A 23471-nucleotide genomic window follows, 5' to 3' on the forward strand; every position below is an offset into this window, starting at 1 on the left:
ATCAGCTTTCGGGGATCGGCTTCTCGCCGCCGTCGCGCATTTCCTGGGCCTCCCACGCCTCGATCCTGCGGGCGGTCCATTCCGGCGACTTGGTGAAGCGCGCCAGCACGCCATAGATCACCGGCACGACGAACAGGGTCAGCACCGTCGCGAAGATGGCGCCGGTGAAGATCACCACGCCGATCGTCTGGCGGCTGCCCGCCCCCGCCCCCTGCCACAGCACCAGCGGCAAGGCGCCGAAGGCGGTCGCGATCGAGGTCATGATGATGGGCCGAAGGCGCAGCGACGACGATTCTATGATCGCCTCGCGGATGGACCGGCCCTGGTCGCGCAGCTGGTTGGCGAACTCGACGATCAGGATGCCGTTCTTGGCCGCCACCCCGATCAGGATGATCAGGCCGATCTGGCTGTAGATGTTCAGGCTGGACCCCGCCATCAACAGGCCGAACAGCCCCCCGGCGGCCGCCAGCGGCACCGTCAGCATGATGACCGCCGGCGTGATCCAGCTTTCGAACTGGGCCGCCAGCACCAGAAAGACCAGCAGCAGCGCCAGGCCGAAGGCCGCAATGACCGCGCCGCCCGCTTCCTGCTGGTCGCGCGCCGCCCCGCCCCACTGCACCACCACGCCGCCCTGCGGCTGTTTCGCCGCCTCGGCGCGCAGGAACTGCACGGCGTCGTCGATGGTGGTGCCGGGGTTCAGATCGGCCTGCAGCGAAATGGACCGCTGCCGGTCCAGCCGGCGACGATCCGGCGTGTCGCCGCTGGTCTTGGTCGTGACCACGGCCGACAGCGGCACCAGCTGCCCGCTGCCGGTCGCGACATACAGGGCCTCCAGGTCCGCCACCTCGCGCCGGTTGTCGCGGTCGGTCTGCAGGATGACGTCGTACTCCTGGCCGCCCTTGATGTAGGTCGTGGCGCGGCGGGAGCCGAACATGGTCTCCAGCGTCCGCCCGATGGACTGGGCCGACACGCCCAGCGCCGCCGCCTTCTGCGGATCGACGTCGACCAGCAGACGCGGCGAGTTCGGCTCGTAGTTCAACCGGGGCCGCGAAAATCCAGGATTGGCCTGGGCCGCCGCAAGGACGGGCTGAAGCCAGTTGTAGATCTGCTGGTAGTCCGTGCCCGTGGCGATCAGTTCGATGGAGTTGGAATTGCCGCCGCCCCTCTGGAAGGCGCCGGGCGTAGAGGCGTTGACCTGGGCCCCGGTCTGGGTCCTCAGCTTGCCGTTCAGCTCCTGGGCGATCTCGGCGGCCGTGCGGTCGCGCTCGGACCAGTCCGACAGGGTCAGGACGGCGTTGCCCGAGTTGAAGCTGCCGCCGCCGAAGCCGGGCGCCGACACCAGATAGCTGTCCGCCTCGCCGCTGGCCTTGTATTCGGCCAGCAGGGGCTCCAGCCCCAGCATGATCTTGCGGGTATAGTCGAACCCGGCCCCTTCCGGCCCGGCGACGCGCACCGTGACCCGGCCGCGGTCCTCGTCCGGCACCAGTTCGTTCGGCAGAAGCATGAAGATGCCCCCCGCCCCCGCCGCGACCAGCAGGATCAGGGCGCCCACGCCGACCACCGCGATCCGGCGGCCCAAAAGCATGTCCAGCGAACGCGAATAGGACGACTTCAGCCGGTCCATGCCCCAGTCCACCTTGCGCGCCACCCAGCCGCCGCCCTGGGCGGGTTTCAGGATCTTGGACGCCAGCATCGGCGACAGACTCAGCGCCAGGAAGGCCGAGAAGGCCACGGCCGCCGCGATGGCCGCCGCCAGCTCCACGAACAACCGCCCGACATAGCCGGGTAGGAACAGCAGCGGCGCGAACGCCGACAGCAGTACGATGGTCGTGGCCACGACGGCGAAGAAGACCTGGCGCGCGCCCCGCTCGGCCGCGACCAGCGGCGGCTCGCCGTGATCCAGGCGGCGCTGGATGTTCTCGACCACCACGATGGCGTCGTCCACGACCAGGCCGATGGCCAGCACCAGAGCCAGCAGGGTCAGCAGGTTCAGCGAAAAGCCCAGCGGCGCCAGGACGATGAAGGTGGCCAGCAGGCAGATCGGCGCCACGATGGACGGGATCAGCGCCGCCCGCAGGCTGCCCAGGAAGATGAAGTTGACCAGGGCCACCAGGGCCATCGAAATGCCGATGGTGATCCACACCTCGTCGATGGCGTGAGAGGTGAAGACCGAGTTGTCGGATCCGACCTCGATGGTCACGCCGGGCGGCAGACTGGGCCGGATCTCTTCGATCATCTGGTGGACGCCGTCGGAAATGGCCAGGTCGTTGGACTGGGCCTGGCGCGTCACGGCCAGGCCGATCTGATCCATGCCGTTGCCGCGGAACAGTCGGCGATTTTCCTCCGGCGCCTCTTCCACCCGCGCGATGTCGCCCAGGCGGGTCACATAGGTGGGCTGCCCCTGGATGATGGCCGCGGAGCCGCTGCCCGTGCCCGTCGCGACCGTGGCGGAGGTCGAGGCCGAGCCGCGCGTGCCGATGGGCAGCTGGCGGAAGTCGTCCGGCCGCGCATAGGTCCGCGCCACCCGAACCGTATAGTCCTTGTCCGTCGATTCCAGCGAACCGGCCGGCAGTTCGACGTTCTGGTTGGTCAGGGCGGTCTCGACGTCGTTGACCGTCAGCCCCCGCGCCGCCATCGCCGCCGACTCCAGCCATATCCGCATCGAATAGCGCTGCTCGCCGAAGATGTTGACCTGGGCGACGCCCGGCACGGTCGCCATCCGGTCGACCAGATAGCGGTCGGCGTAGTCCGTCAGTTGCAGCCGATCCATGCTGGTCGAGCGCAGGAAGACGATGATGATCGGCTGGCTGTCGGAATCGGCCTTGGCCACCTCCGGCGGATCGGCCTGATCCGGCAGGTTGCCCACGACCCGGCTGACCCGGTCGCGCACGTCGTTGGCGGCGTCGTCGATGTTGCGGTCCAGCGCGAACTCGATGTTGACGCTGGATCGGCCGTCGCGGCTGGTCGAGGTGATGCGCTCGACGCCCTGGATGCCGGCGATCTGCTGTTCGACCGGCTCGGTGATCCGGCTCTCGATCACCTCGGCCGAGGCCCCGGCATAGGTCGTGTTGACCGACACCACCGGCGGATCGACGTCCGGCAGCTCGCGCACCGGCAGGAAGAAGAAGGCCGCCGCGCCGATGACGCACAGGACGATGGCGGCGACCGCCGCGAAGACGGGCCGCCGGACCGAGACGTCGGACAGCATCATTGGGCGGCGCCCGACTTGCGCTGCGCGCCCGCGACGCTGACGGGGGCGCCGGGCTGGATGCGGTTCAGGCCCGAACCGACGATCCGCTCGCCCGGCTCCACGCCCGACAGAATTTCGACCAAGCCGTTCTCGACCGCGCCGGTCTCAACCTCGACCCGCTGGGCGGTCGAACCGTTCTGGCCGGGCGCGATGCGATAGACGAAGGCGCCGGCGCCTTCGTACTGCACCGCCGCTTCCGGCGCCGCCGGCGTCTGGCGCTGGCCCTGCTGGACAACGACGCGCAGCAGCATTCCGGGGCGGATGCGTCCGCCGGGATTGGGGAATTCGGCGCGGGCCGTGGCGGCGCGGGTCGCCTCGTTGACGCGGGTGTCGATCAGGGCGATCCGCCCCTGGAACGGCGCATCGCCATAGGCGTCGGCCGTCGCCGTGATCGGCGCGCCGGGCCGCAACAGGTTCAGATAGCGCTCGGGCAGCGGGAAATCGACGCGGATGGTCGAGGTGTCGTCCAGGGTCGCGATCACCGCGCCGGGGTTGATCAGGGTGCCTGGCGTCACGGTCGTCAGGCCCACGCGGCCCGCGAAGGGCGCGCGGATCACACGGTCGCCCCGCCGCGCCTGCGCCGCCTGAAGCGAGGCGCGCGCCGTCTCCAGCGCCGTCTCGGCCTGTTCCAGCATGACCTGGGGCGCCACGCCCCGGTCGGCCAGAGCCTTGTAGCGATCGTACTCGCGCTGGGCCTGATTGACGTTGGCCCGGGCCTCGATGATGGCGGCGTCCTCCTCGCGCGCCTGCAGTTCGACCAGGGGCGCGCCCGCCGACACCAGCTGGCCGTCGGCGAACAGGACGCGGGTGATCAGCTCCGTGGTGGACGAGGTGACGTTGACCGACCGCTGGCCGCGCGCGACGCCCAACACCCGAATCTGATCCGAGAAGGGCCGCACGGCCACGACCGCCTCGGACACCTGCTGGCCCCCATGCCGCCCGCCGGCGCCCGGGGCCTGGCTCGACTTGTCGTCAGAGGTGATCACCTTGAACACGGCGGCGACGACCATCAACGCCAGCAGGACGGCGGCGGCGACGAGGAAAAAGTGACGTTTGATCACGCAGCGGGACTCTCGAACGGGGGGACGCCGCATGCATTACCGGCTAATGCGGCGTGCGCAACGTAATCTAACAGTAACGTGTGCGGCTGCGATTTCCGTCGCGGAAATATGCGTCAGAAACGACGCCAGATCGCGACGACCGGCCCGTGCGCCAGAGGCGTCTCGCGTCCTGCGACCGTTTGTCTCCATCCCGCCTGCACGCTCCAGGACCCCAGGTCGCGCACCACCGACGCCTCCAGCGACAGCCAGCGCGCGCCCCCGTCCGCCGCCCCGCCGAAGGCCTGGCCCAGCGCCATCCAGTCGCGGCCGAAGCGGGCGCCGGCCGTCGCGTCGATGCGCGTCTCGTCCGGCAGACCGTCGCGCAGGCGGCGCGCGGCCTGAAGCTCCACGAAGGTCTGATCCATGCCCCAGCGGCGGCTCATCGACCGACCGGCCGACAGCCGCGCCTCCCAATCGTGTTCGCCAACGCCCGGCGGCGCATAGTCGGCGTTGCGCCCCTCGCCCGCGCGGGCGTAGCCGCCGTAGAGGCTGACCGCGCTGCGGCCGCCGCGCCACACCTGCCAGGTCGCGCCGATCTCGACAGGGCCGCGACCTTCGTAATCGACGAAGGCGTCCTCGCCCGCCTGCCAGTCGGCCTTCAACTGCAGCGTCAGCCGCTCCGTAACGCCATATTCCGCGAACAGGCCCAGACGCGCGTCGCGTCGGACGGCGGGCAAGGGCTGTTCGCCGCCGGAGGGATCGAACCCGCTGTCGGCGCGCGACCGCTCATATTTGACGATGGCCTGGCCCTGTCCCTTGGGCTGGACCCAGGCGCCGGCCGCGACCGGCTGGGCGACCGAGACGGACAGGACGCATCCCGCCGCTGCGGCCGCCGCCGTTATCAGGCGTCGTAGCCCGGCGACTTGCGATCCAGTTGGCGCAGCGCGCCTGGCCAGGCCAGGGCCGAAATGAAGCCGATGCCCCGCCCCTGCTCTCTGGTCTCCGCCTGGGCCTGTTGCGGGGCCAGCAGCACATGCTCGCGCCCGCCCGACAGGGCGGCGATCTGCTGCGCGCAGGCCCGCTCCAGGAAGAAGATGCCGATCCATGCCTGCGCCGCCGTCTCCCCGACCGCCAGCGTGCCGTGATTGCGCAGCAGCATCAGCGGTTTGTCCCCCAGATCGGCGACCAGACGTTCGCGTTCGTCATGGTTCAGGGCCAACCCCTCATAGCCATGATACGCAACCTGGTGCTGTAGTAAACAGGCGTTCTGGCTGATCGGCAGCAGGCCTTCGGCCTGGGCCGCGACGCCCACGCCGTCCACCGTGTGCAGGTGGATCACGAACTTCGCGTCCTCTCGCGCGGCATGGACCGCCGAATGGATGGTGAAGCCCGCCGGATTGATGAAATTCGTCGTGTCCTGGACGATATTCCCCTCCAGATCGACCTTCACCAGCGACGAGGCCGTGATCTCGTCGAAATAGAAGCCGTAGGGATTGATCAGGAAATGATGCTCCGGCCCCGGCGCGCGCGCCGAGATGTGGGTGAAGATCATGTCGTCCCAGCCGTGCAGCGCCACCAGCCGATAAAGCGCCGCCAGTTCCACGCGCGCCTGCCATTCGGCCTCCGACACGCGGGATTTGATCGAGGGATTCGCACCGTCCGCCATGGTTTCCTCCTGCCTCTGTGTGGGCGTTGGCCGAACCGTCTTCCTCGCGCGCCGCGGCGTCAAGCCGTGTTCGCCCGGCTGACGCCACGTCGAGGCGACGCATCGGGGCTTGGTTAACTCGGCCTTCACTACGCCGGACCTATGGTCGAAGGGTTCATCGACGGTTCGGGAGCCGCTGTGTCTGTCGTTCAACTGGAGCCGGCCCGGGACACCTGGGACGACCGGACCATGACCCAGATGCTGACCCTGGCGCGCAGCCGCTCGGCCGAGGATCGCCAGCGCCTCCTGCTCAAGGTCACGGGCCTGTGCGAGGCCGCCGCGCCGCCGCCGAACGTCGCCCCCCTGCTCAGCGACATCTTCCTGACATTGGCCGCCCAGGCCGAACGCGACATCCGGCTGGCCCTGGCCGAACGCATCGCCGACGCGGAATGGGCGCCGCCGGCCCTGGTCAACATGCTGGCGCTGGACGAGATCGACATCGCCCGCCCCGTCATCGCGGCCAGCCCGCTGCTGAAGGACGCCGACCTGATCCGCCTGCTGATCGAGGCGACGCTGGAGCATCAGATCGCGGTGGCCCGCAGACCGCGGCTTTCGGGCCCCGTGTGCGACGCGATCGTCGACCGGGGCGAGGCGGTGACGATGACGGCCCTGGCGTCGAACCGGACCGCCGACATCGGCGAGGCGGCCATGCGACGGCTGGTCGACCAGTCGCGCCGCATCGCGGGCCTGCGGGCGCCGCTGACCCGCCATCCCCGCCTGAACGAAGCCCTGGCCCAGCAGCTTTATCAGTGGGTGGGCCAGGCCCTGCGCCAGTCCATCGGCGAACGATTCCGCATCGACGACGCCCATCTGAACGCCGCCGTCCAGCAGGCCGCGACGGTCGCCGTGGGCGCGCCGGAATGGCGCGGGGCGCCCGCGGGCCGCCTGGCCGAAAACCGCGAGCGCGTCGAGATGGAACGCCGCCTGGTGGACAAGCTTCAGGCCGCCGGCCAGCTTCGCCCCGGCCTGCTGGTCCGCGCCCTGCGCGAACAGCGTTTCGAACTGTTCGAACAGGCCTTGGCGGCCCTTGGCGGCTTCAGCGACGCCCAGGTCTATCATGCGGTGCGCGCGCCCACGGCCGAACCCCTGTATCTGGCCTGCATCGCCGTGGGCGTGGACAAGGCCGTCTTCGCCTCCCTGTTGGTCGAGGTCCGCAAGCTGAGCGGCGGCCTGCCGGGCGAGGGGGGCTGGACCGCCACGCCGATGAACGCCCATTCCGCCTCGCGCGCCTTTCGTCAGATGATGGAAAACCCCGTGATCGTTTGACTTCGCCGCCAAGCTCGGCTCACGTCGCGCCGTGAACCAGACCCGGCCTTCTCCGACCGCGACGCCCCCCGCCCTGGCCTTCGTCGCCAGCGACCGACCCGAAGCGCAAGCCGCGCGGGCCGCCCTGATCGCGCGCTACGGCGCCGTCCCCGCCGAAGAGGCCGACGTCATCGTGGCTCTGGGCGGCGACGGGCAGATGCTGGAGACCCTGCACGGCAACCTGCGTCGCCGCGCGCCTGTCTATGGCATGAACCGCGGCTCGGTCGGCTTCCTGATGAACGACTACGAGGAACAGGGACTGCTGGAGCGGATCGCCACCGCCGCGAAGACCGTCATCCACCCCTTGCAGATGGACGCCTGGACCGAGGCGGGCGAAGTCCACACCGGCCTGGCCATCAACGAGGTCTCCCTGCTTCGCCAGACCCGCCAGACCGCCAAGCTGCGCATCACCGTCGACGACCGCGTGCGCCTGGAGGAGCTGTCGTGCGACGGCTGCCTGGTCGCCACCCCGGCCGGATCGACCGCCTACAACCTGTCCGCTCACGGCCCCATCATCCCGCTGGACGCGCGCATTCTGGCCCTGACGCCGATCAGCGCCTTTCGGCCCCGGCGCTGGCGCGGCGCGCTTCTGTCGCACGGCGCCAGGGTGCGTTTCGACGTGCTGGAGGCCGACAAACGCCCGGTCTCGGCCACTGCCGACAATTTCGAGGTCCGCCGCGTCGCCCGCGTCGAGGTGCGCGAACGCCGCGACGTGGCCCTGACCATGCTGTTCGACGCCGGCCGGTCGTTCGACGAACGGGTGATGGCCGAGCAATTCGCCAACTGACTGGTGACGGCTTCTTAAGCCTGTTTCCGTAATTTGGATCGACGTTCAATGGAGCCCGCCATGAGCAACCCGGCGCAGATCACTCCTCCCACCAACGCCCTGCGTCTGAAGGTCGGCGGCGGATTCGGCATCAACGCCGACGCCATCGCCAAGGCCGAAGAGGCGCTGAAGGCCATGTCGGCTCAGTTCGGCGAATGGCTGAACGACGAGATCGTCAAGCTGGACAAGGCCCAGGCCGACATCCGCGAACACGGCTACATCCCCGCCACCGCAGAGGCCCTGTATTTCCGCGCTCACGACCTCAAAGGGCTGGGCACGACCTATGAATATCCGCTGGTCACGCGCATCGCCGGCTCGCTGTGCAGGCTGCTGGACGACGCCGAGCGGCGGATGTCGGCCCCCTTGGCCGTGCTGGACGCCCATATCGACGCCATCCGCGCCGTCGTCCGCGACCAGATCAAGACCGACGAACATCCCACCGGCCGCGCCCTGGCCGAGACGCTGGAGGAGCGGGTGGCCGAGCATCTGGCGGGTTGACCGGCGCGCGAACGCGAAAGGAAGCGGCCCGCCCTTCGGCGGGCTTTTTTCGTGCTTTCGGCGCTCAGGCGGCGCTGGCGGCGGCGTAGGCGGCAGACGGCGACTGGTCCAGCCGCTCCATCAGATAGGCCAGGTCGTCGCGCAGCACGTTCGGGCGCTGGGTCAGGAACCGCTCCAGCATCTGCTCGCGGAACAGCTCGCTGGACGTGTCGATCCCTTCGGCCGCCAGCGCGCGCCAGGTGTCCACCCCGGCGCGGAAGGCCGGGAACAGGCGCGGCGGCAGGCCGGCGCGGTCGTAGATGGCCTTCAGCCCCAGCGGCCCGGCGTCGTGCACCATCAGCCAGGCGCGCTGATGCGGCGTATTGGCCAGCTCGGCCAGGCCGTATTCGAACATCGCCATCTGCCCCCGCGCCAGGCCGCGCAGCAGCAGCGAGGCGTTCAGCACCCGACGCGCGTTCAGCTGCGTCATGAAGGCGGCCAGGTCGGCGCTGGCGCCCGCCTGGTCGATCAGATCGACGGTGGTGCGTTCACGCGCATACTGGGCCAGGCGGATCGCCGTCTCGGGCGCCACGGCGTGGCGGCTGATCAGGTGTTCACGCACCGTATCGCTGGCCAGCTGGATCAGCCGTTCGGTCACGTCGAGCGGCAGGACCTGACGGTAGGCGACGGCGGTCAGCACGTCCGGCGCCTCGGCGAACCGCTCGACCACCACGGCCAGCGACGCCTCGGACAGGTCGGCGTTGTCGTTGGCCGCCAGGGTCCGCACCGCCTGCTCGCACCCCTCGCCGGCCAACACGTCGCAGACGTCGCGCGACACGCGCGCCCGGCCCGCAACCGCCACCTGCCGGACGACCGAACCGGCGCGCACGATCTCGATCAGGTCCTCGTCGCTGAAGGCGGGCGAGGCGGCGATGATCGGCAGGGCGATGCTGTCCAGGTCGCCGGCCAGCTTGCGCGCCACGTCGTTGGGGATCAGGTCCGACGCCTTCAGCGTGACGGCCATGGCCCGCCGCACCAGTTCGGCGGCGTCATTGGCCAGCAGGCGCAGGATCTTCTGGGCCGCCGCGCGGTCTTCCTCGCCCAGTTCGGCGCGTTCCATATTGCGGCACAGCTTGTGGGCGGCTTGCGCGCGCTCGTCGTCGTCGGCCGCCTTGATCAGGCGACGAATGTCCACTTCGGTCAGGCGTGCGCGATAGGCGGTCATGGACGGCTCGTCAGGGAATCGGATCGTGATCCCAAAATGAGACTGCCATGCTTAATGGGCGGTTTACCATCGGTTGAATTTCACCGACTCAGGTCGTTTGCTTGCCCATCGGCGAGAAAGCGCCGCCGAAGCCGCTGCTGGACGACCCGTCCTGGCCCAGCAGCAGGGCCAGCAGCCCCTGATCCTGTTTCAGCCGGTCCAGCCGCGCGGCCAGCATCTGGTCCTGGTCGCTCAGGCCGGGGGTGGAATAACGGGTGTCGCCCGCCCCCGCCGCGGGCGCGCCTTCGCCGGCCGTGCGCTGCAGATTGGCGTGCACCTCGGCGACCGTCGCCGCCCGTCCGTCGCGATAGAAGATGCTGCGGTTGGCGCGCGCCGCCTGGGGGAACATGGAGGCCGCGCTGGCGCCCGGGTTGCGGTCCATCGCCTGCATAAGGTCCGCCGCCCCCGCCGGTCCCAGAAAATGCGCGGCGTACAGATCGCCTGCCCCCGGCTCCTTGCCGGTTCGTCCGCGCAGATAGGCCGCATTCGACGCGGTCAGCTCCGCCGCCATCGCCGAGGCGGCGTGCGGGTCGAACCGCAGGTCCAGAACCACGTTGCGCGCCGATCCCTCGACACGCCAACGCCCGTCCGATCCGCGATGGATCAGGTCGGCGTACTGGCCGTAGCCATGCTGGGCGCCATGCTGCTTGACCGTGCCCAGCCAGGTCTGTTCGATGAATTGGAACAGGCCCGCCGCCGTCGAGGTCGGGGCCTTGGCCGACGGGTTCATCGCGCTTTCGCGACGCGCGGTCTTGACCAGGAAGTCGTAGTCCACGCCCACGGCCGTCGAGGCGCGCCGGATCGCCGCCTCCACGCCGCCTGCCGATGGAATCGCGCCTATGCTCATGCGCGCGATGGTCGGCGAACGTGGTTAACCAATCCCTAATCCTTAACGACCGCGTTAACGGATCGACGTCGGGTCGAACGCGACAGCCGCGCCGCAAAGCCGCCACAACCTGCGCGCTCAACTTCACCTTACGGGCGCTGCGGGGGCGGTGAACGAGGGAAGTCAGACCATGATGATGCGCGCAGCCGGCGGACCCGGCTTGATCAGCCCCATCGACTTCGGGGAACGCAAGAAACCCATCCCGCGCTGGATGCTGGCCGCCATCGGCGTGTCGGTCGTCCTGCACGTCGGGGCCGGGGTGGTGCTCTACAGTCAACGCTTCGAACTGACCGAGCCGGAACCGGTTCCTGCGCCGCCGGCGACCACCGTCGTCCTGGACCTGCCTCGGCCCAAGCCGATCGACCCGCCGCTGGAACGCCAGGCGGCGCCTTCGCCGCCCACGCCGGTGCACAAGCCGGCCGTCGTCCTGCCGACCGACGTCCCGTCGCCCTTCGTCGCGCCCGATACGACGGTCTCGGGCGAGCCCGGCCAGACGGTCGTCGTCTCCACCGCGACCACGGGCGTTCCCGGCGGAACCGGAACGACCGAGGCCGAGCCGCCGCGCCCCTCGGTCATCAACGACCCGACCTGGGCCGCGCGCCCGTCGGCGGCCCAGATGGCGCGCGCCTATCCCGCGCGGGCGGCGGATCGCGGTCTGGCAGGGGCCGTGGGCCTCAGTTGCGCGGTGCGCGCGGATGGCGCCCTGACCGCCTGCCGTGTGGCCAGCGAGACGCCCGCCGGGGCCGGCTTCGGCCGGGCCGCCATGAGCCTGGCGCGCGACTTCCGCATGAATCCGCGCACCGTCGACGGCCGCGCGGTCGGCGGCGCCACGGTCAACTTCACCGTCCGTTTCGCGATGGAGGGCTAGAACCGGCCGGGATCGAGGGCGCGGGCGTGCGGCGACGCCGCCCGCCCCTCGATCGCATCGGCGACCACGCCGCCGATCAGCGGCCCCAGCAGCCAGCCGTTTCGTCGCGGCGCCAGGGCCATGAACAGTCCCGGCCCGCCCGGCGCGGCGCCGGCCAGCGGCAGGCCGTCAGAACTGGCCCCGCGCACCCCGGCCCGCCATTCGACCTCCAGCGTTCCGGGCGTCCGGTTCAGCACCCGCCAGGCCGCCTGCAACAGGCGTTCGCCAGCCGCCGCGTCCGGCGCCGTGTCGCGCCGTCCTGGCTCCATCGTCGCGCCCACGACCGCGCCCGGCCCCATTGGCGCGACATAGGCGCCCGGCCCGCGGACCACATGGTCCGCCAGGGACTGTTTCGTGATTCCGATCTGGCCCCGGATCGGCTGGATCGCCTCGATCAGCCGACGCGCCGCCTCGGGCAGGCCCGCCGGGGCGCCGTCCGCCCCTGTCGCCAGCACCAGGGCCTGGGCGTCCAGCGTCCGGTCCGCCGTCGTGACGCGCCATCCGTCGTCGGCGCGCGCGACCGCCTCGACCCGGCCGGCCACGACGGCCTCGCCCAGGGTCCGACGCATCGCCGCCAGCGCCTGGCCGGGATCGACCTGGCAATCCTCATCGGTGACGACCCGGTCGCCGTCCAGCCGCGCCTGGAAGCCCAGGGCCCGCATCCGCGCCGCCATTCCCGCCGCATCGCCGCCGCGCCATTCCGCCGGCCGTCGCGCCAGCACGATCCCCGCCGCCTGGGCGAAGTCCGGCCACAGGTCGCGCCCCGCCCGCAACAGGGCGGCGTGCGCCGGCGACGCCGCATCTATCGCCGCCTCCATCGCCGGGGCGATCATCCCCGCCGCGACCGCCGAGGCGTTGGTTTCGCCGGGATCGACCACCACGACCGATCGGCCGCGCCGACGCAGTTCGACGGCGGCGCACAGGCCCAGCACGCCCGCGCCGACGATCACGATGGGGGGAGAAGACGTCACGGCCTGTCTGATCGGCCCCCGCCGCCCTCAATGCAAGGGCTGCGCGCCCGTTTCGCCGCCAGGTCGTCGCCGACGCCCGGAACACGGCCGCCCTTACGACTGGCGTCGACCCCGCGGCGGCGGAGGGCTACAACCCGCCATCAGCCGACTCGGCCTCTCCGAGGACGGCCTGGCGCGCATCCACAACGAGACTGCCGGTTCATCGCATGGCCTTCACCCGCACCTATGACGGCGACGAGCCCGTCCGCGTGAACAAATGGCTCGGCCAGACCGGCGTCTGCTCCCGGCGCGAGGCCGACGGCCTGATCGCCGACGGCCTGGTCGCCATCGACGGCCAGACCGTCACCGACGCGGGTCGCAGGATTCAGCCGGGCGAGACCCTGACCCTGAACGACACCGCCCAGGCCGCCCTGGCGTCCGGCATGACCCTGGTGCTGCACAAGCCGGTGGGCTTCGTCTCGGGCCAGCCCGACCCCGGCAAGACCCCGGCCGCGCGCCTGCTGAAATCCCAGAACCGCATCGGCGGGGGCGAAACCCCCGCCCGCGACGCCTCCCTGCCCCCCATCGGCCGGCTGGACGAGGATTCGCGCGGCCTCCTCCTGCTGTCGTCCGACGGCGTGGTGGCCAAGGCCGTGATCGGCCCGCAGTCCGAACTGGACAAGGAATATGTCGTCGTCGTCGAAGGCGCCGTCACCGAGGCCAGGCTGGACCGCCTGCGCCACGGCCTGTCGCTGGACGACAAGCCGCTGAAGCCCGCCCGCGTCACCCAGATGGGGCCGCAGCAGCTTCGCTTCGTCCTGAAGGAGGGCAAATATCGCCAGATCCGCCGGATGTGCGACCTGGTCGGGTTGGAAGTCGTGGACCTGCACCGCATCCGCATCGGCCCGCTCGAACTAGGCGACCTGCCCGAGGGGCGCTGGCGTCACCTGACCGATCAGGAGCGCACCGCCCTGATCACGGCCTCGGCGGGCTGAAAACGGACCTTCAGTCCAGCGCCCTGAACCAGCGATCCAACAACGTCGCCTCGGCGCGCCGCGCCTGGGTCCGCTCCTCGGCCTCGGCGTCGACGCCCCACTGATCTTCCTGGAACGCCTCGTCGATCCGCGACAGGTCGAAGGCCTCGCCCCCCGTCAACGCCCCCCGCTCGACCGCCAGCGCCAGCACCGCCGACCCGAGCAGGGGCACGACCGTCGCCAGACCGGTCAGGCGGAAGTCGTCCAGCGTCAGGGCGTGGGCCTTCACCCGCGCAATGGCCTCGGGCGGCTGCGGCCGATGAACGATGCCGCGGGTCGGCTCCAGCGCGACCCCCAGCTCGCGCGCGGCCCAGTCGCGCCACGGCCCCCATTCGCGCGCCTGCCGCTCGACCAGCGCGGCCGGATGTTCGGCCAGGTAGCAGACCACGTCCGACCCGGCATAGGCCGCGATCTCGTCCGCCACCGCCTCTCGCGCGCGGCCGATCCGGTCGATGGCGGTCGAGGCCAGTCGCGTCGCCGGCATGGTGGCGGGATCCAGGAATTCCCCCTGCGCGGCCCATTCGGCCGCCGCCAGCCGCGCCGCGCTCGGCGTCGGCAGCACGAGCGGCGCCTTGTCCGGCGTCCTGGGCGTGCGCCCGTCCAGCAGCACCGCCCAGCCGCCCCCCGCATGCGGTCCCACGTCCGCCGCCGTCCAGAATCGGGCGATGCGGTCGGGCGACAGCTCCACGAAGCGCGGGCGATGCGGCGTCGGCTGGTCAGTCATGGAAACTCCGTCGAAAATCAGGCCGGCACGATGTCGAAGGCAAGCGTCAGGCGCGACGCCTCGCCGCCGAACGGCTGGGTGCCGTGCCACATATAGGAGGGAAACAGCACCAGCGTCCCCGGCTGCGGCTGGACATGGTGTTCGGCCTTCAACCCTGGCAGGCTCGGCGGCGCCCCGAACCGCAGCCAGCCCTCGCGCCCCTCGCCCGTCCCGCCTGTGATCGCCGGCGGCAAGGCGATGTGGCAGGCCGAGGACAGCCAGCCGTCCGAATGGATATGGTCGGCATGGAAGCCGTTGGGCCTCAGCCGCACCGACCAACTACCCTTGATGCGATATTCGCCGGTGTTGCGCGTGCGCAAGGGATCATCCCCCTGCCCCACCGCCTTCATATAGGCGCGGATGGGGGCGTCGATGGCGGTGAAGAAGGCCCGGATCGCGGGATGGTCGCTCTGGGTCAGAGACGCCGCCGTCTGCGACCCGCCCCGCAGCGACTGCCCCACCGGATGGGTCTTCAGCGTATGCAGGGCGTTCAGCGCCTGGGCCAGATCAGCCAGATAGTCTTCCAGCGTCGCCCACCCCACCGGCGTCGCCAGCCGATAGGGCCGCACGAAGGCGTCATAGTCGTAAAGCTGTCCATAGCGTGGGTCGCCCAGCATCCGCCACGCCGTCGCCTGGTGCGCCAGGACGTGCTGGTTCAGCGGCTCCCTGGCCCTCAGCGCCGCGATCGGCTCCAGCGCCGCTTCGGCCCGCCCCAGCGCCAACAGACATTCGGCCTGGGTCGCCATCACCGCCGGCACGGCCCCGCCGGCCAGGGCCGCCGCTCTGTTAGCATGGTCCAGGGCTCGCCTCGGGTCTAGCGCCAGGCAGGCCTGCGCCGCCGCCAACTCGCCCGGCCCGTCCAGAGCCCCTCCGACCAGGGTCCGATAGGCGCCCTCGATCTCGCCCGCATATTCCAGCAGCCGCGCCTTGATCCGCCGCAGCCCCGCCTGACCCGGCGCCGCCGCGATGGCGACGTCCAACGGCGCGACGGCGGCGTTGAGGTCGGCGTCGCGCATCCAGATCAGTTGGCTCAGGTCCCGCAGCGCCTCCTCGTAGCCGGCTCGGCGCGCCAGGGCCTGGCGATAGGCGTCTTCCGCCCCGTCGAACCGGCTCTGGGCCTGCAACGCCCGGCCCAGCACCAGCCAGGTCTCGGGCGCATCGCCGCCTATGGCCATCGCCTGGCGACAGGCGGTCTCCGCCTCGGCCGCGCGTCCCATGTCGCCCAGGGTGGACGCCAGATTGTGCCGTGCGGGCACGCTTTGGGGCCGCGCCGCGACCAGACGCTGCGACAGGGCCGCGCTATCGGCCAGTCGCCCGGCCCGCTTGGCGATGTCGGCATGAACCGACAGGGCCTGCCAGGGCGCATCCGCCCGCGCCGTCGTCGGCTCGAGCAGGGCCAGCGCCTCGTCCAGCCGTCCGGCGTCGGCCAGGCCCCTAGCCCATTCGACATGGGCCCGTTCGACCTGCGCGCGTTCGACCTCGACCTGCCCGCCCGACATCACCGGATTCGCTTCACGCCCAGGAACGGATCGTCCTCGGCCTCGTCCTCGGTGAAACCGAAATGGGCGAAGCCGGCCTTCATCTCGGGGCTCAGCGGGGCCGTCACCTTCAGGACGCCGCCGCGCGGGTGATCCAGTTCGATGCTGCGGGCGTGCAGTTGCAGCTTCAGCGCCCCGGACAGTTCGCGTGATTTCTCGTCGCCGTATTTGGGATCGCCCAGGATCGGATGACCGATCCCCGCCATATGGGCGCGCAGTTGGTGCGTCCGTCCGGTGAAGGGCCTCAGCGCCATCCACGCCGCCCGGTGCGAGGCGCGGCTGATGGTCGAAAAGGCCGTTTCGGCCGGTTCGGCGCGCGGATCCTTGCGATCGGCCGGGCGCATCATCTCGAAGTCGTTGATGCCGGTCTTCTTCAGCGGCATGTCGATCTGACCGGAATAGGGTTTCGGATTGCCGATGACGATGGCCCAATAGGTCTTCTTGGCCTGACGCCGCGCAAACGCGCCCGCCAGCCGCTTGGCCGCCTCCGGCCCCTTGCCCAGCAACAGCACGCCCGAGGTGTCGCGGTCCAGCCGGTGGACCAGGCGCGGCCGCTCCAGCCCCTCGCCCCAGGCCGACAGCAGCCGGTCGACGTGGCGGCTGGTCTTGGTGCCGCCCTGCACGGCCAGGCCGTGCGGCTTGTTCAGGGCGATGACCATGTCGTCCTCGTAGAGGACCAGCGACTTGGCGAACCGGATGTCCTGTTCGGACAGGGTGTGAACGTCCCCGGCCTGGCGCGAGGTGTCGTCGGGGATCGGCGGCACGCGCACGGCGGCGCCGGCGGTCAGGCGGCCTTCGGGCTTGATCCGGGCGCCGTCGACGCGGATCTGGCCGCTGCGGGCCATCTTCTGCACCTGGATGTTGGACAGGTGCGGCCAGCGCCGGCGAAACCAGCGGTCCAGGCGGATGCCGTCCTCGTCCTCGGCGACATAGAGCGTCAGGACTTCGCGCTTGGGGGCGTCGGCTGGAGACTGGGGGGCGGACGGCTGGTCGGTCAAACGGAAGCTCCAAAGGCGCGTCGCGCGATCGCCAGGCCCACGAACAGGGCCGTGATGGCCAGAACCGACGAGCCGATCACATAGGCCGAGGCCAGGCCGATCTGGCGGCGCTCGATCATCTGCGCCGCCTCCAGCGAATAGGACGAAAAGGTCGTGAACCCGCCCAGCACGCCGACGGCCGCGAACAGGCGCACCGTCTCCTGCTGCGCACCGCCACGGAACGACAGCCAGCCGACCAGAAGACCCATCAACAGGCCGCCGATCACATTGCAGGCGAAGGTGCCGACCGGCCATCCGGCGTTCGGCGCCCATCGGCCGGCGGCGAGGCCCAGCCCATAGCGCCCCATCGAGCCGATGGCCCCGCCGGCCGCGACGAGAAGAAAACGTGTCATCGTGCGGCCTTTTATACGCCGCGCGCACCGAAAGCGATGGTCAGCGGGGAATCGACCCCTGCACCGAACGCGCATCGTAGGCATAGGGGCTGTCGGGCTTGGCGCCGCGTCCCATCACGATTTCCAGCGTGGTCGATGTCGGTTGCGGCCCGCTGAAGTTCAGGCCGACGCCCACCCCGACGCCCGAGGCGGAATAGCCGCCGTATCGACTGGTTCCGCCGCCGATGGAGACGCTGGGCCGCACGCCGCCCGCGCCGCCCGGACGGCCGTCTGTCCAGCTCTGCGTCACCTCGAACCAGTCATAGCCCTGTTCCGTCGTCAGGTCGGCGGCCCGCACCAGCGCCCAGTCGGCGACCCGCCCGGCCGCGCCGACGCCATTGTAGGTGACGCGGTAGCGATTGCTCTCGATCCGCTGTTCGGAATAGCCTTGGCCGCCGGGACCCCGCTGCGCTCCATAGGGCGCCAGGCTGGCGCAGGCCGTCAGGGCCAGGGTCGATGCGGCGAGGCCGAGAATGGCGAGGCGCTTCATGACGTCGTCTCCTTCGATCCAGATAGCGTCGCTGGCGCTCAAGCGTTCCGCTCAAAGCCCCAGGTTGGTCCGCAGCGTCTTGAAATCGTCCGGCGGCGTGGCCTCGATCGAGGTCGTCCCGCCTTCGGGATGCGGAAAGCTCAGCCTGGCGGCGTGGAGCATCAGGCGCGGCGCCGGTCCGACCGGCGTGGTCAGGGCGCCGCCATAGCGCACGTCCCCGATCAGCGGACGGCCCAGATGCGCCATATGCACCCGCAACTGGTGCATCCGTCCGGTCAGCGGCTCAAGCTCGACCACCGCCCCGTGATCGCTGGCGCCCAAGGTGCGGTATCGACTCTGTGCGCCTTGCGCGCCGGGCGCGTCGAAGGCGACGACCCGCATATAGGATTCGCGCCCGATCTCCTCGCGGCGCAGGGGCGCATCGACCGTGCCGGATCGCGGCTCGGGCGCCGCCGACAGCAGGGCCAGATAGGACTTGCGGAACCGCCGCATCTGCAACGCCTTGCCCAGAAATCCCGCCGCCGGCTTGGTCTTGGCCGCCAGGATCACGCCCGACGTGTCCCGGTCCAGCCGATGCACCAGTTCCGGCCGCTTTCCGTTCGACCGCGCGAACGCCCACAGCAGGTCGTCCAGCGTATGGGCCTTGATCCGCCCGCCCTGGCTGGACAGGCCGCTGGGCTTTGAGAAGGCGATGATATGCGCGTCCTCGTGGATCACCCACGACCGGACGGCGGCGATCTCGTCCTCGGACAGGGCGACGGGCGTTCTCGAAGTCATCGCGGCTCTTGGCCCGACGCCGCCATGACGGTCAAGGCGTTCGGCAGGGCGTATCCCTCGGCGGTGTTGTCGAACACGCACCAGGTCGGCGCGACCGCGGATTCGCGCAGAACCCTCGCGGCCGTCGCGGCCAGGGCCTCGGGCGCATAGGCCGAATAGTAGATGCGCGGCGCGCCATGCAGACGGATGTAGGTCAGCCCCCGCCATCCTCCCGGCGCATCCGCGCCCGCGACCGGGGCCGGATCGGCCGCGACCCGCGCGATGCGGCGGTCTTTCAGCCAGGCGTCGACTTCCGGTGCGAACCAGCTGGCGTGGCGGGGCTCGAAGGCGATCGGAACGGGCAGACGCGCCGCCGCCGCGTCGAAGAAACGGATAGCATCGGCTTCATCGAAAACCAGCGACGGCGGCGTCTGGACCAGCACCGCCCCCAGCCGGTCGCCCAGCCCCTCGACCTCGGATGCGAACCGATCCAACCCGGCCTCCGGCTCGCGCAGCCGCTGTTCCTGCGTCAGGACGCGCGGGGTCTTCACCGAGAAGCGAAAGTCCGGCGGCGTCGAGGCCGCCCAGCGCGCATAGGTGGCTCGCCGATGCGGTCGATAGAAGCTGCTGTTGATTTCGACCGCATTCATCGTCCGGGCATAGCGTTCCAGATGCGTGCCGGGACCGGCGAAACGTTCGGCGACCTCGCGCGGCACGCTCCACCCGGCCGTCCCCAGCCGCAGTTCAGGCATCGCCGCCCTGATCCGCCATCCGCGCCCGCATGGCGGCCCAGCGTTCCAGGCGGGCCTTGACCTTCTCCTCATGCCCCTCGCCCTTGGGCTTATAGAAGGTGCGTCGCTCCATCTCGTCGGGGAAGAAGTTCGCGCCCGAAAAGCCTTCGGGCGTGTCGGGATCGTATTGATAGCCCTTGCCGTAGCCCAGTTGCTTCATCAACTTGGTCGGGGCGTTGCGGATATGAGCCGGCGGCATCAGCGAGCCCGTCTCATAGGCCGCCTTCTTGGCCGCCTTGAACGCTTCATAGACGCCGACCGACTTGGGCGCGGTGGCCAGATGCACCACCGCCTGGGCCAGGGCCAGTTCGCCCTCGGGGCTGCCCAGGAAATCGTAGGTGTCCTTGGCCGCATTGGCGACCAGGATCGACAGCGGGTCCGCCTCGCCGATGTCCTCCACCGCCATCCGCACGATCCGCCGCGCCAGATACAGCGGGTCCTCGCCCCCGTTCAGCATCCGCGCCAGCCAGTAAAGCGCCGCATCCGGGTCTGACCCCCGCACCGATTTATGCAGGGCCGATATGAGGTTGTAGTGCTCTTCTCGACTCTTGTCGTAGGCGGGCGCCCGGCGTTGCAGCACGCCCGCCAGACCCTGCACGTCCAGCCGTTCGCCTTCCGGCAGGTCGAACAGCACCTCCGACATCGTCAGCAGATAGCGCCCGTCCCCGTCCGCCAGGGCCAGCATCGCCTGACGCGCCTCGGGCGTCAGCGGCAGGGTCCGGTCCATGTGCGCCTCGGCCCGGATCGTCCAGCCGTTTCAGCACATAGACCTGGCTGCGCGACAGCAGCGCCCCGTTCAGCTCGAAACTGGGGTTCTCGGTCGTGGCCCCGACCAGCGTCACGACGCCCGCTTCCACGAAGGGCAGGAAGCCGTCCTGCTGGGCGCGGTTGAAGCGGTGGATCTCGTCGACGAACAACAGGGTCGACTGCCCCGCCGCCCGACGCACCCTGGCCGCCTCGAACGCCTTCTTCAAGTCCGCGACGCCGGAGAAGACCGCGCTGATCGCCTGATATTCATAGCCCGCCGCCTGGGCCAGCAGCCGCGCGATGGTGGTCTTGCCGGTGCCGGGCGGCCCCCACAGGATCATCGACCCCAGCCGCCCCGCCTCGATCATGCGCCGGATCGGCCCGCCCGGTCCCAGCAGATGATCCTGCCCCACCACCTCGTCCAGGGTGCGCGGGCGCAAGCGGTCGGCCAGCGGGGCGTCGGGCGGCAATATGCCGGAGGCTTCGAACAGATCGCTCATGGGTGCGACCTATGTAGGCGTTCGCCTTCGGCTTTTCACGCGCTAGTATCGCGTCCCGATACGGAGACCGCCTTCATGACCGACGCCCGCACCGATCAAGGCCCGACCTCCGGCGTGACGCCCCATCTGACCATTCCGTCGCGCGGCGCCTCGGCGGCGGTGGACTTCTACATCATCGCCTTCGGGGCCCAGGTTCTGGACCGGCGCCTGGCCGACGACGGAGAGCGGCTGATCCACGCCCATCTGAAGATCAATGGCGCCAGCGTCATGCTGAACGACGAATTCCCCGAATACACCGGCCAGTCCGACGTGCGCCCGGCCGGCGTGACCCTGCACCTCCAGGTCGCCGACCCCGACGCCTGGTGGACCCGCGCCCTGGTCGTCGGCGGCGCCGAGCCCGTCATGGACATGGCCGACCAGTTCTGGGGCGACCGCTACGGCGTCCTGCGCGACCCCTTCGGCCACACCTGGTCCATCGGCGGCCCGACGAAGGGCTGAGGCTTGTCAGTCCCTATCGGGCCTGCTCTCGGCGCGCTTCTTCTCCTCCGTCGCCTTTTCGATCTTCGTCATCTGTTGATCCATCCAGGTAGCGGACGAACGACGTGGCCTCTCCGAGCAAGCCACGACGCCAGTTTCCAAGCGGCGATCACGAAAACGGCAAGGCCAACCGTTCCAAATAAAAAGTTCGAAGATCGTTGGCTCGCTCATAGCTCAACATTGCCACAACTGCGGACTGTGCCTAACCTGGAGTTAACGCAACACGCCCCGGATCTGGCGGCCGCCTCGGTTGATGACGACCTCCCATGGACCCCGGCCGGCGCCGGCGGCTTCGATGTCGCGGGCCGAGGCGATGGGGCGGCCGTTGATGCTGACGATCAGGTCGTTCTGGCGAAAGCCCGCCCGCGCCGCATAGCCGCGCCCCGAGACGCCCGTCACGATGACGCCCGTCGCGAACGGATCGCCGCCCAGACGGTCGGCCAGCGCCGGATTCAGGGCCACCACCTCGGCGCCGGCGAAGGGACCCGTGGTGATGATCACGCCCTGTTTGGGGTCGGCGTCGCCCGGCAGGGGCTGGACCCGCGCCGTCAGGGTCTGCGCCCGGCCGTCGCGCAGGATGGCGACCTGCACCTGGTCGTTCGGATTTCTGGACCCGACGCGATAGTTCAGCCCGGCCTGGTCGTTGATCTCCTGGCCGTCGATGGCGGTGATGACATCGCCCTGGCGCACGCCCGCCCGCGCTGCGGGTCCGTTGGCGTAGACCTCCGTGACCACCAGTCCCTGCGGCCGGCTCAGGCCCAGGCTGCCGGCGATGTCGGCGGTCACGCTGTCCCCCTTCACCCCCAGCCAGGGCCGAACGACCTGTTTGGCGCCGCCCAGGGCCGAATCGACCACTCGCTTGACCATGGCCGCGGGCACGGCGAACCCGACCCCGGCCGAGGAGCCGGATCGCGAGAAGATGGCGGTGTTGATGCCGATCAGATCGCCGTCCATGTCCACCAGCGCCCCGCCCGAGTTGCCGGGGTTGATGGCCGCATCGGTCTGGATGAACGAACCGCTGTCTGAAATCCCGGTCTCGGTCCGGTTCAGGGCCGAGATGATGCCGTTCGTCACCGTCTGGCCCACGCCGAACGGATTGCCGATGGCGAGGACCAGATCGCCGACCTGCTGCTCTTCCTGATCGTCGATGGCCAGCACCGGCAGCCGGTCGCCGACGTTCTCCAGCCTCAGCACCGCGATGTCGCTGCGTTCGTCGGCCAGGATGACGGTGGCCGGGAACTCGCGCCGGTCGTTCAGCACCACCTTGATCTGCTGGGCGCCGTCGATGACGTGGTTGTTCGTCACCACGATCCCGTCAGAGCGGACGATGACGCCCGAACCCACCGATTCCGCCACCCGCGCCTGAGGGATGCCGCCGCCGAACAGCTGGAAGAAGGGATCGACCTGGACCCGCTGCACGCTGCGCGCGGAGATGTTGACCACCGCCGGCGCCGCCGCGCGCACCACGGGCGCGAAGCTGGACTTCATCCCGGCCGCATCGCTGGGGACGTTGCGGGTCGGCTGGGCGAACTCGCCCTCCTGCGCCTTGGACGGTTGGGGATTGCCGCAGGCCGACAGGGCGAAGGCGGCGGCGAGCAAGATCGATCGGGTCTTCATCGTCATCCGAGAATTCAGGCTTAAAGCCACGCCATACCGCACCCGGTTTCGGGCTGGATCAAGGCGTTACGCCGTTTAAACGGCCAAGCTGTCAGGCCGTTCCCGCGTTCTTGAAGCCCCTCGTGCGCTCAGTCGCCTTCGTCATCCTCCGACCAGGCGAAGCGCCTGGACCAGGGCGGCGCCGAAGCGATGTGTCGGCCGCACCGCAACCCCATCCTCGCACCGTCATCCCGGCGCCCGCCCGTCATTCTCGCCCACCATCTCGTCATCCTCGGCCATGTGCCGAGGATCCATACGCTCGGTCTCAAAGGTCGGGGCACGGCGGCGGACACCGGGATTATGGATCCTCGGCACAAGGCCGAGGATGACGGGTTTCAATGCCAGCCATCACAATGCGCCTGGTGCATTCCCAGCGAATCCAACTGCTTGTCGAATTATCTCCCCCATCTCCCATCCCCCCTTCGAAACGCGCGTATTCTAAAGCCGTCTCGTCGCGTGGAGGGCTCGCCTGGCCTGCGACCTTGCGGCGGCGGGAGCGGATGGAACGGGAGCGGGTCTGCAACGGCCCGCGCCGGCGGCGACACACGGTGCGCCGTCGGAGGGTCGAGGGGGATACTCGGCCGCACTCGGGACGGGGTTTCGCAGACCCCGCCGACCCG

The 23471-nt window shown here is 70.1% G+C and carries 21 protein-coding genes and 1 pseudogene; 6 read left to right on the top strand and 16 right to left on the bottom strand.

Features of this window, described 5'->3' with window-relative positions:
* Position 1 precedes the first annotated feature (1 nt).
* The 4 genes from DI624_RS08335 to DI624_RS08350 form a co-directional block, all read right to left on the bottom strand.
* On the bottom strand, positions 2-3208 hold the full coding sequence (locus tag DI624_RS08335) for an efflux RND transporter permease subunit (RefSeq protein ID WP_291537341.1): 3207 nt from the start codon (positions 3206-3208) through the stop codon (positions 2-4).
* Positions 3208-4311 carry an efflux RND transporter periplasmic adaptor subunit gene (locus DI624_RS08340; RefSeq protein ID WP_291537322.1) on the bottom strand — a complete coding sequence of 368 codons (1104 nt, stop codon included), beginning with the start codon at positions 4309-4311 and terminating at the stop codon, positions 3208-3210. Before DI624_RS08340 ends, DI624_RS08335 begins: the two co-directional genes overlap by 1 nt.
* Positions 4312-4424: 113 nt before the next feature.
* The gene (locus tag DI624_RS08345; protein WP_314187352.1) at positions 4425-5027 is read right to left on the bottom strand and encodes a hypothetical protein; all 603 of its coding nucleotides are present in this window, start codon (positions 5025-5027) and stop codon (positions 4425-4427) included.
* A gap of 164 nt (positions 5028-5191) precedes the next feature.
* Positions 5192-5956, bottom strand: coding sequence for a class II aldolase/adducin family protein (locus DI624_RS08350; protein ID WP_291537323.1), 765 nt, complete (start codon positions 5954-5956; stop codon positions 5192-5194).
* 177 nt (positions 5957-6133) lie between these two features.
* Here DI624_RS08350 and DI624_RS08355 point away from each other — a divergent pair, with 177 nt between their 5' ends.
* From DI624_RS08355 to DI624_RS08365, 3 genes are read left to right on the top strand one after another with little or no spacing between them, the layout of a single operon-like run.
* Complete coding sequence (locus tag DI624_RS08355; protein ID WP_291537324.1) at positions 6134-7261, top strand: DUF2336 domain-containing protein; 1128 nt, start codon at positions 6134-6136, stop codon at positions 7259-7261.
* Between the two features lie 31 nt (positions 7262-7292).
* A complete protein-coding gene (locus DI624_RS08360; protein WP_291537325.1) occupies positions 7293-8087 on the top strand; it encodes an NAD kinase in 795 nt (264 codons plus the stop codon).
* Positions 8088-8147: 60 nt separating this feature from the next.
* Positions 8148-8624, top strand: a complete 477-nt coding sequence (locus tag DI624_RS08365) for an Hpt domain-containing protein (protein WP_291537326.1) — start codon at positions 8148-8150, stop codon at positions 8622-8624.
* Positions 8625-8688: 64 nt separating this feature from the next.
* On the opposite strand, the gene DI624_RS08370 is transcribed toward DI624_RS08365, so the two are convergent.
* Both DI624_RS08370 and DI624_RS08375 read right to left on the bottom strand, forming a co-directional pair.
* Positions 8689-9828 carry a DUF2336 domain-containing protein gene (locus DI624_RS08370; RefSeq protein ID WP_291537327.1) on the bottom strand — a complete coding sequence of 380 codons (1140 nt, stop codon included), beginning with the start codon at positions 9826-9828 and terminating at the stop codon, positions 8689-8691.
* A gap of 88 nt (positions 9829-9916) precedes the next feature.
* Entirely contained in the window at positions 9917-10714 is a 798-nt protein-coding gene (locus tag DI624_RS08375; RefSeq protein WP_291537329.1) for a transglycosylase SLT domain-containing protein, read from the bottom strand.
* Positions 10715-10883: 169 nt separating this feature from the next.
* Here DI624_RS08375 and DI624_RS08380 point away from each other — a divergent pair, with 169 nt between their 5' ends.
* The gene (locus DI624_RS08380; RefSeq protein ID WP_291537330.1) at positions 10884-11621 is read left to right on the top strand and encodes a TonB family protein; all 738 of its coding nucleotides are present in this window, start codon (positions 10884-10886) and stop codon (positions 11619-11621) included.
* On the opposite strand, the gene DI624_RS08385 is transcribed toward DI624_RS08380, so the two are convergent.
* A complete protein-coding gene (locus DI624_RS08385; RefSeq protein ID WP_291537331.1) occupies positions 11618-12631 on the bottom strand; it encodes an FAD-binding oxidoreductase in 1014 nt (337 codons plus the stop codon). The two genes, DI624_RS08380 and DI624_RS08385, sit on opposite strands and share 4 nt — an antisense overlap.
* A 206-nt stretch (positions 12632-12837) precedes the next feature.
* On the opposite strand from DI624_RS08385, the gene DI624_RS08390 reads away from it, so the two are divergent.
* A complete protein-coding gene (locus DI624_RS08390) occupies positions 12838-13605 on the top strand; it encodes a pseudouridine synthase (RefSeq protein ID WP_291537332.1) in 768 nt (255 codons plus the stop codon).
* Positions 13606-13615: 10 nt separating this feature from the next.
* Here the strand turns inward: DI624_RS08390 and DI624_RS08395 are convergent, their stop codons facing one another.
* The 8 genes and pseudogenes from DI624_RS08395 to DI624_RS08430 all read right to left on the bottom strand — a co-directional run bounded on the left by DI624_RS08395 (position 13616) and on the right by DI624_RS08430 (position 20658).
* Positions 13616-14368 (bottom strand): ATP12 family chaperone protein, encoded by a 753-nt coding sequence (locus tag DI624_RS08395; RefSeq protein WP_291537333.1) that lies wholly within the window; start codon positions 14366-14368, stop codon positions 13616-13618.
* A gap of 17 nt (positions 14369-14385) precedes the next feature.
* Positions 14386-15906: a putative 2OG-Fe(II) oxygenase gene (locus DI624_RS08400; protein ID WP_291537334.1), complete on the bottom strand. Its 1521-nt coding sequence runs from the start codon at positions 15904-15906 to the stop codon at positions 14386-14388.
* Positions 15906-16943, bottom strand: a complete 1038-nt coding sequence (locus DI624_RS08405; RefSeq protein WP_291537335.1) for an RluA family pseudouridine synthase — start codon at positions 16941-16943, stop codon at positions 15906-15908. Before DI624_RS08405 ends, DI624_RS08400 begins: the two co-directional genes overlap by 1 nt.
* Positions 16940-17335, bottom strand: a complete 396-nt coding sequence (crcB, locus tag DI624_RS08410) for a fluoride efflux transporter CrcB (protein ID WP_291537336.1) — start codon at positions 17333-17335, stop codon at positions 16940-16942. The genes DI624_RS08405 and crcB overlap by 4 nt, the downstream gene beginning before the upstream one ends.
* 40 nt (positions 17336-17375) lie before the next feature.
* Positions 17376-17864, bottom strand: a complete 489-nt coding sequence (locus tag DI624_RS08415) for a hypothetical protein (protein WP_291537337.1) — start codon at positions 17862-17864, stop codon at positions 17376-17378.
* Positions 17865-17915: 51 nt separating this feature from the next.
* The gene (locus tag DI624_RS08420; protein ID WP_291537338.1) at positions 17916-18641 is read right to left on the bottom strand and encodes an RluA family pseudouridine synthase; all 726 of its coding nucleotides are present in this window, start codon (positions 18639-18641) and stop codon (positions 17916-17918) included.
* Positions 18638-19372: a DUF72 domain-containing protein gene (locus tag DI624_RS08425; protein ID WP_291537339.1), complete on the bottom strand. Its 735-nt coding sequence runs from the start codon at positions 19370-19372 to the stop codon at positions 18638-18640. The genes DI624_RS08420 and DI624_RS08425 overlap by 4 nt, the downstream gene beginning before the upstream one ends.
* Positions 19365-20658, bottom strand: a pseudogene (locus DI624_RS08430) (replication-associated recombination protein A). The gene DI624_RS08425 and the pseudogene DI624_RS08430 overlap by 8 nt, the downstream one beginning before the upstream one ends.
* A 75-nt stretch (positions 20659-20733) precedes the next feature.
* Between DI624_RS08430 and DI624_RS08435 the strand changes: the two are divergent.
* The gene (locus DI624_RS08435) at positions 20734-21156 is read left to right on the top strand and encodes a VOC family protein (RefSeq protein ID WP_291537340.1); all 423 of its coding nucleotides are present in this window, start codon (positions 20734-20736) and stop codon (positions 21154-21156) included.
* Positions 21157-21408: 252 nt separating this feature from the next.
* Here the strand turns inward: DI624_RS08435 and DI624_RS08440 are convergent, their stop codons facing one another.
* Positions 21409-22812, bottom strand: a complete 1404-nt coding sequence (locus DI624_RS08440) for a Do family serine endopeptidase (protein WP_291537343.1) — start codon at positions 22810-22812, stop codon at positions 21409-21411.
* Between the last annotated feature and the right edge of the window lie 659 nt (positions 22813-23471).

Source organism: Brevundimonas sp., assembly GCF_003248455.1.
GTDB lineage: Bacteria > Pseudomonadota > Alphaproteobacteria > Caulobacterales > Caulobacteraceae > Brevundimonas.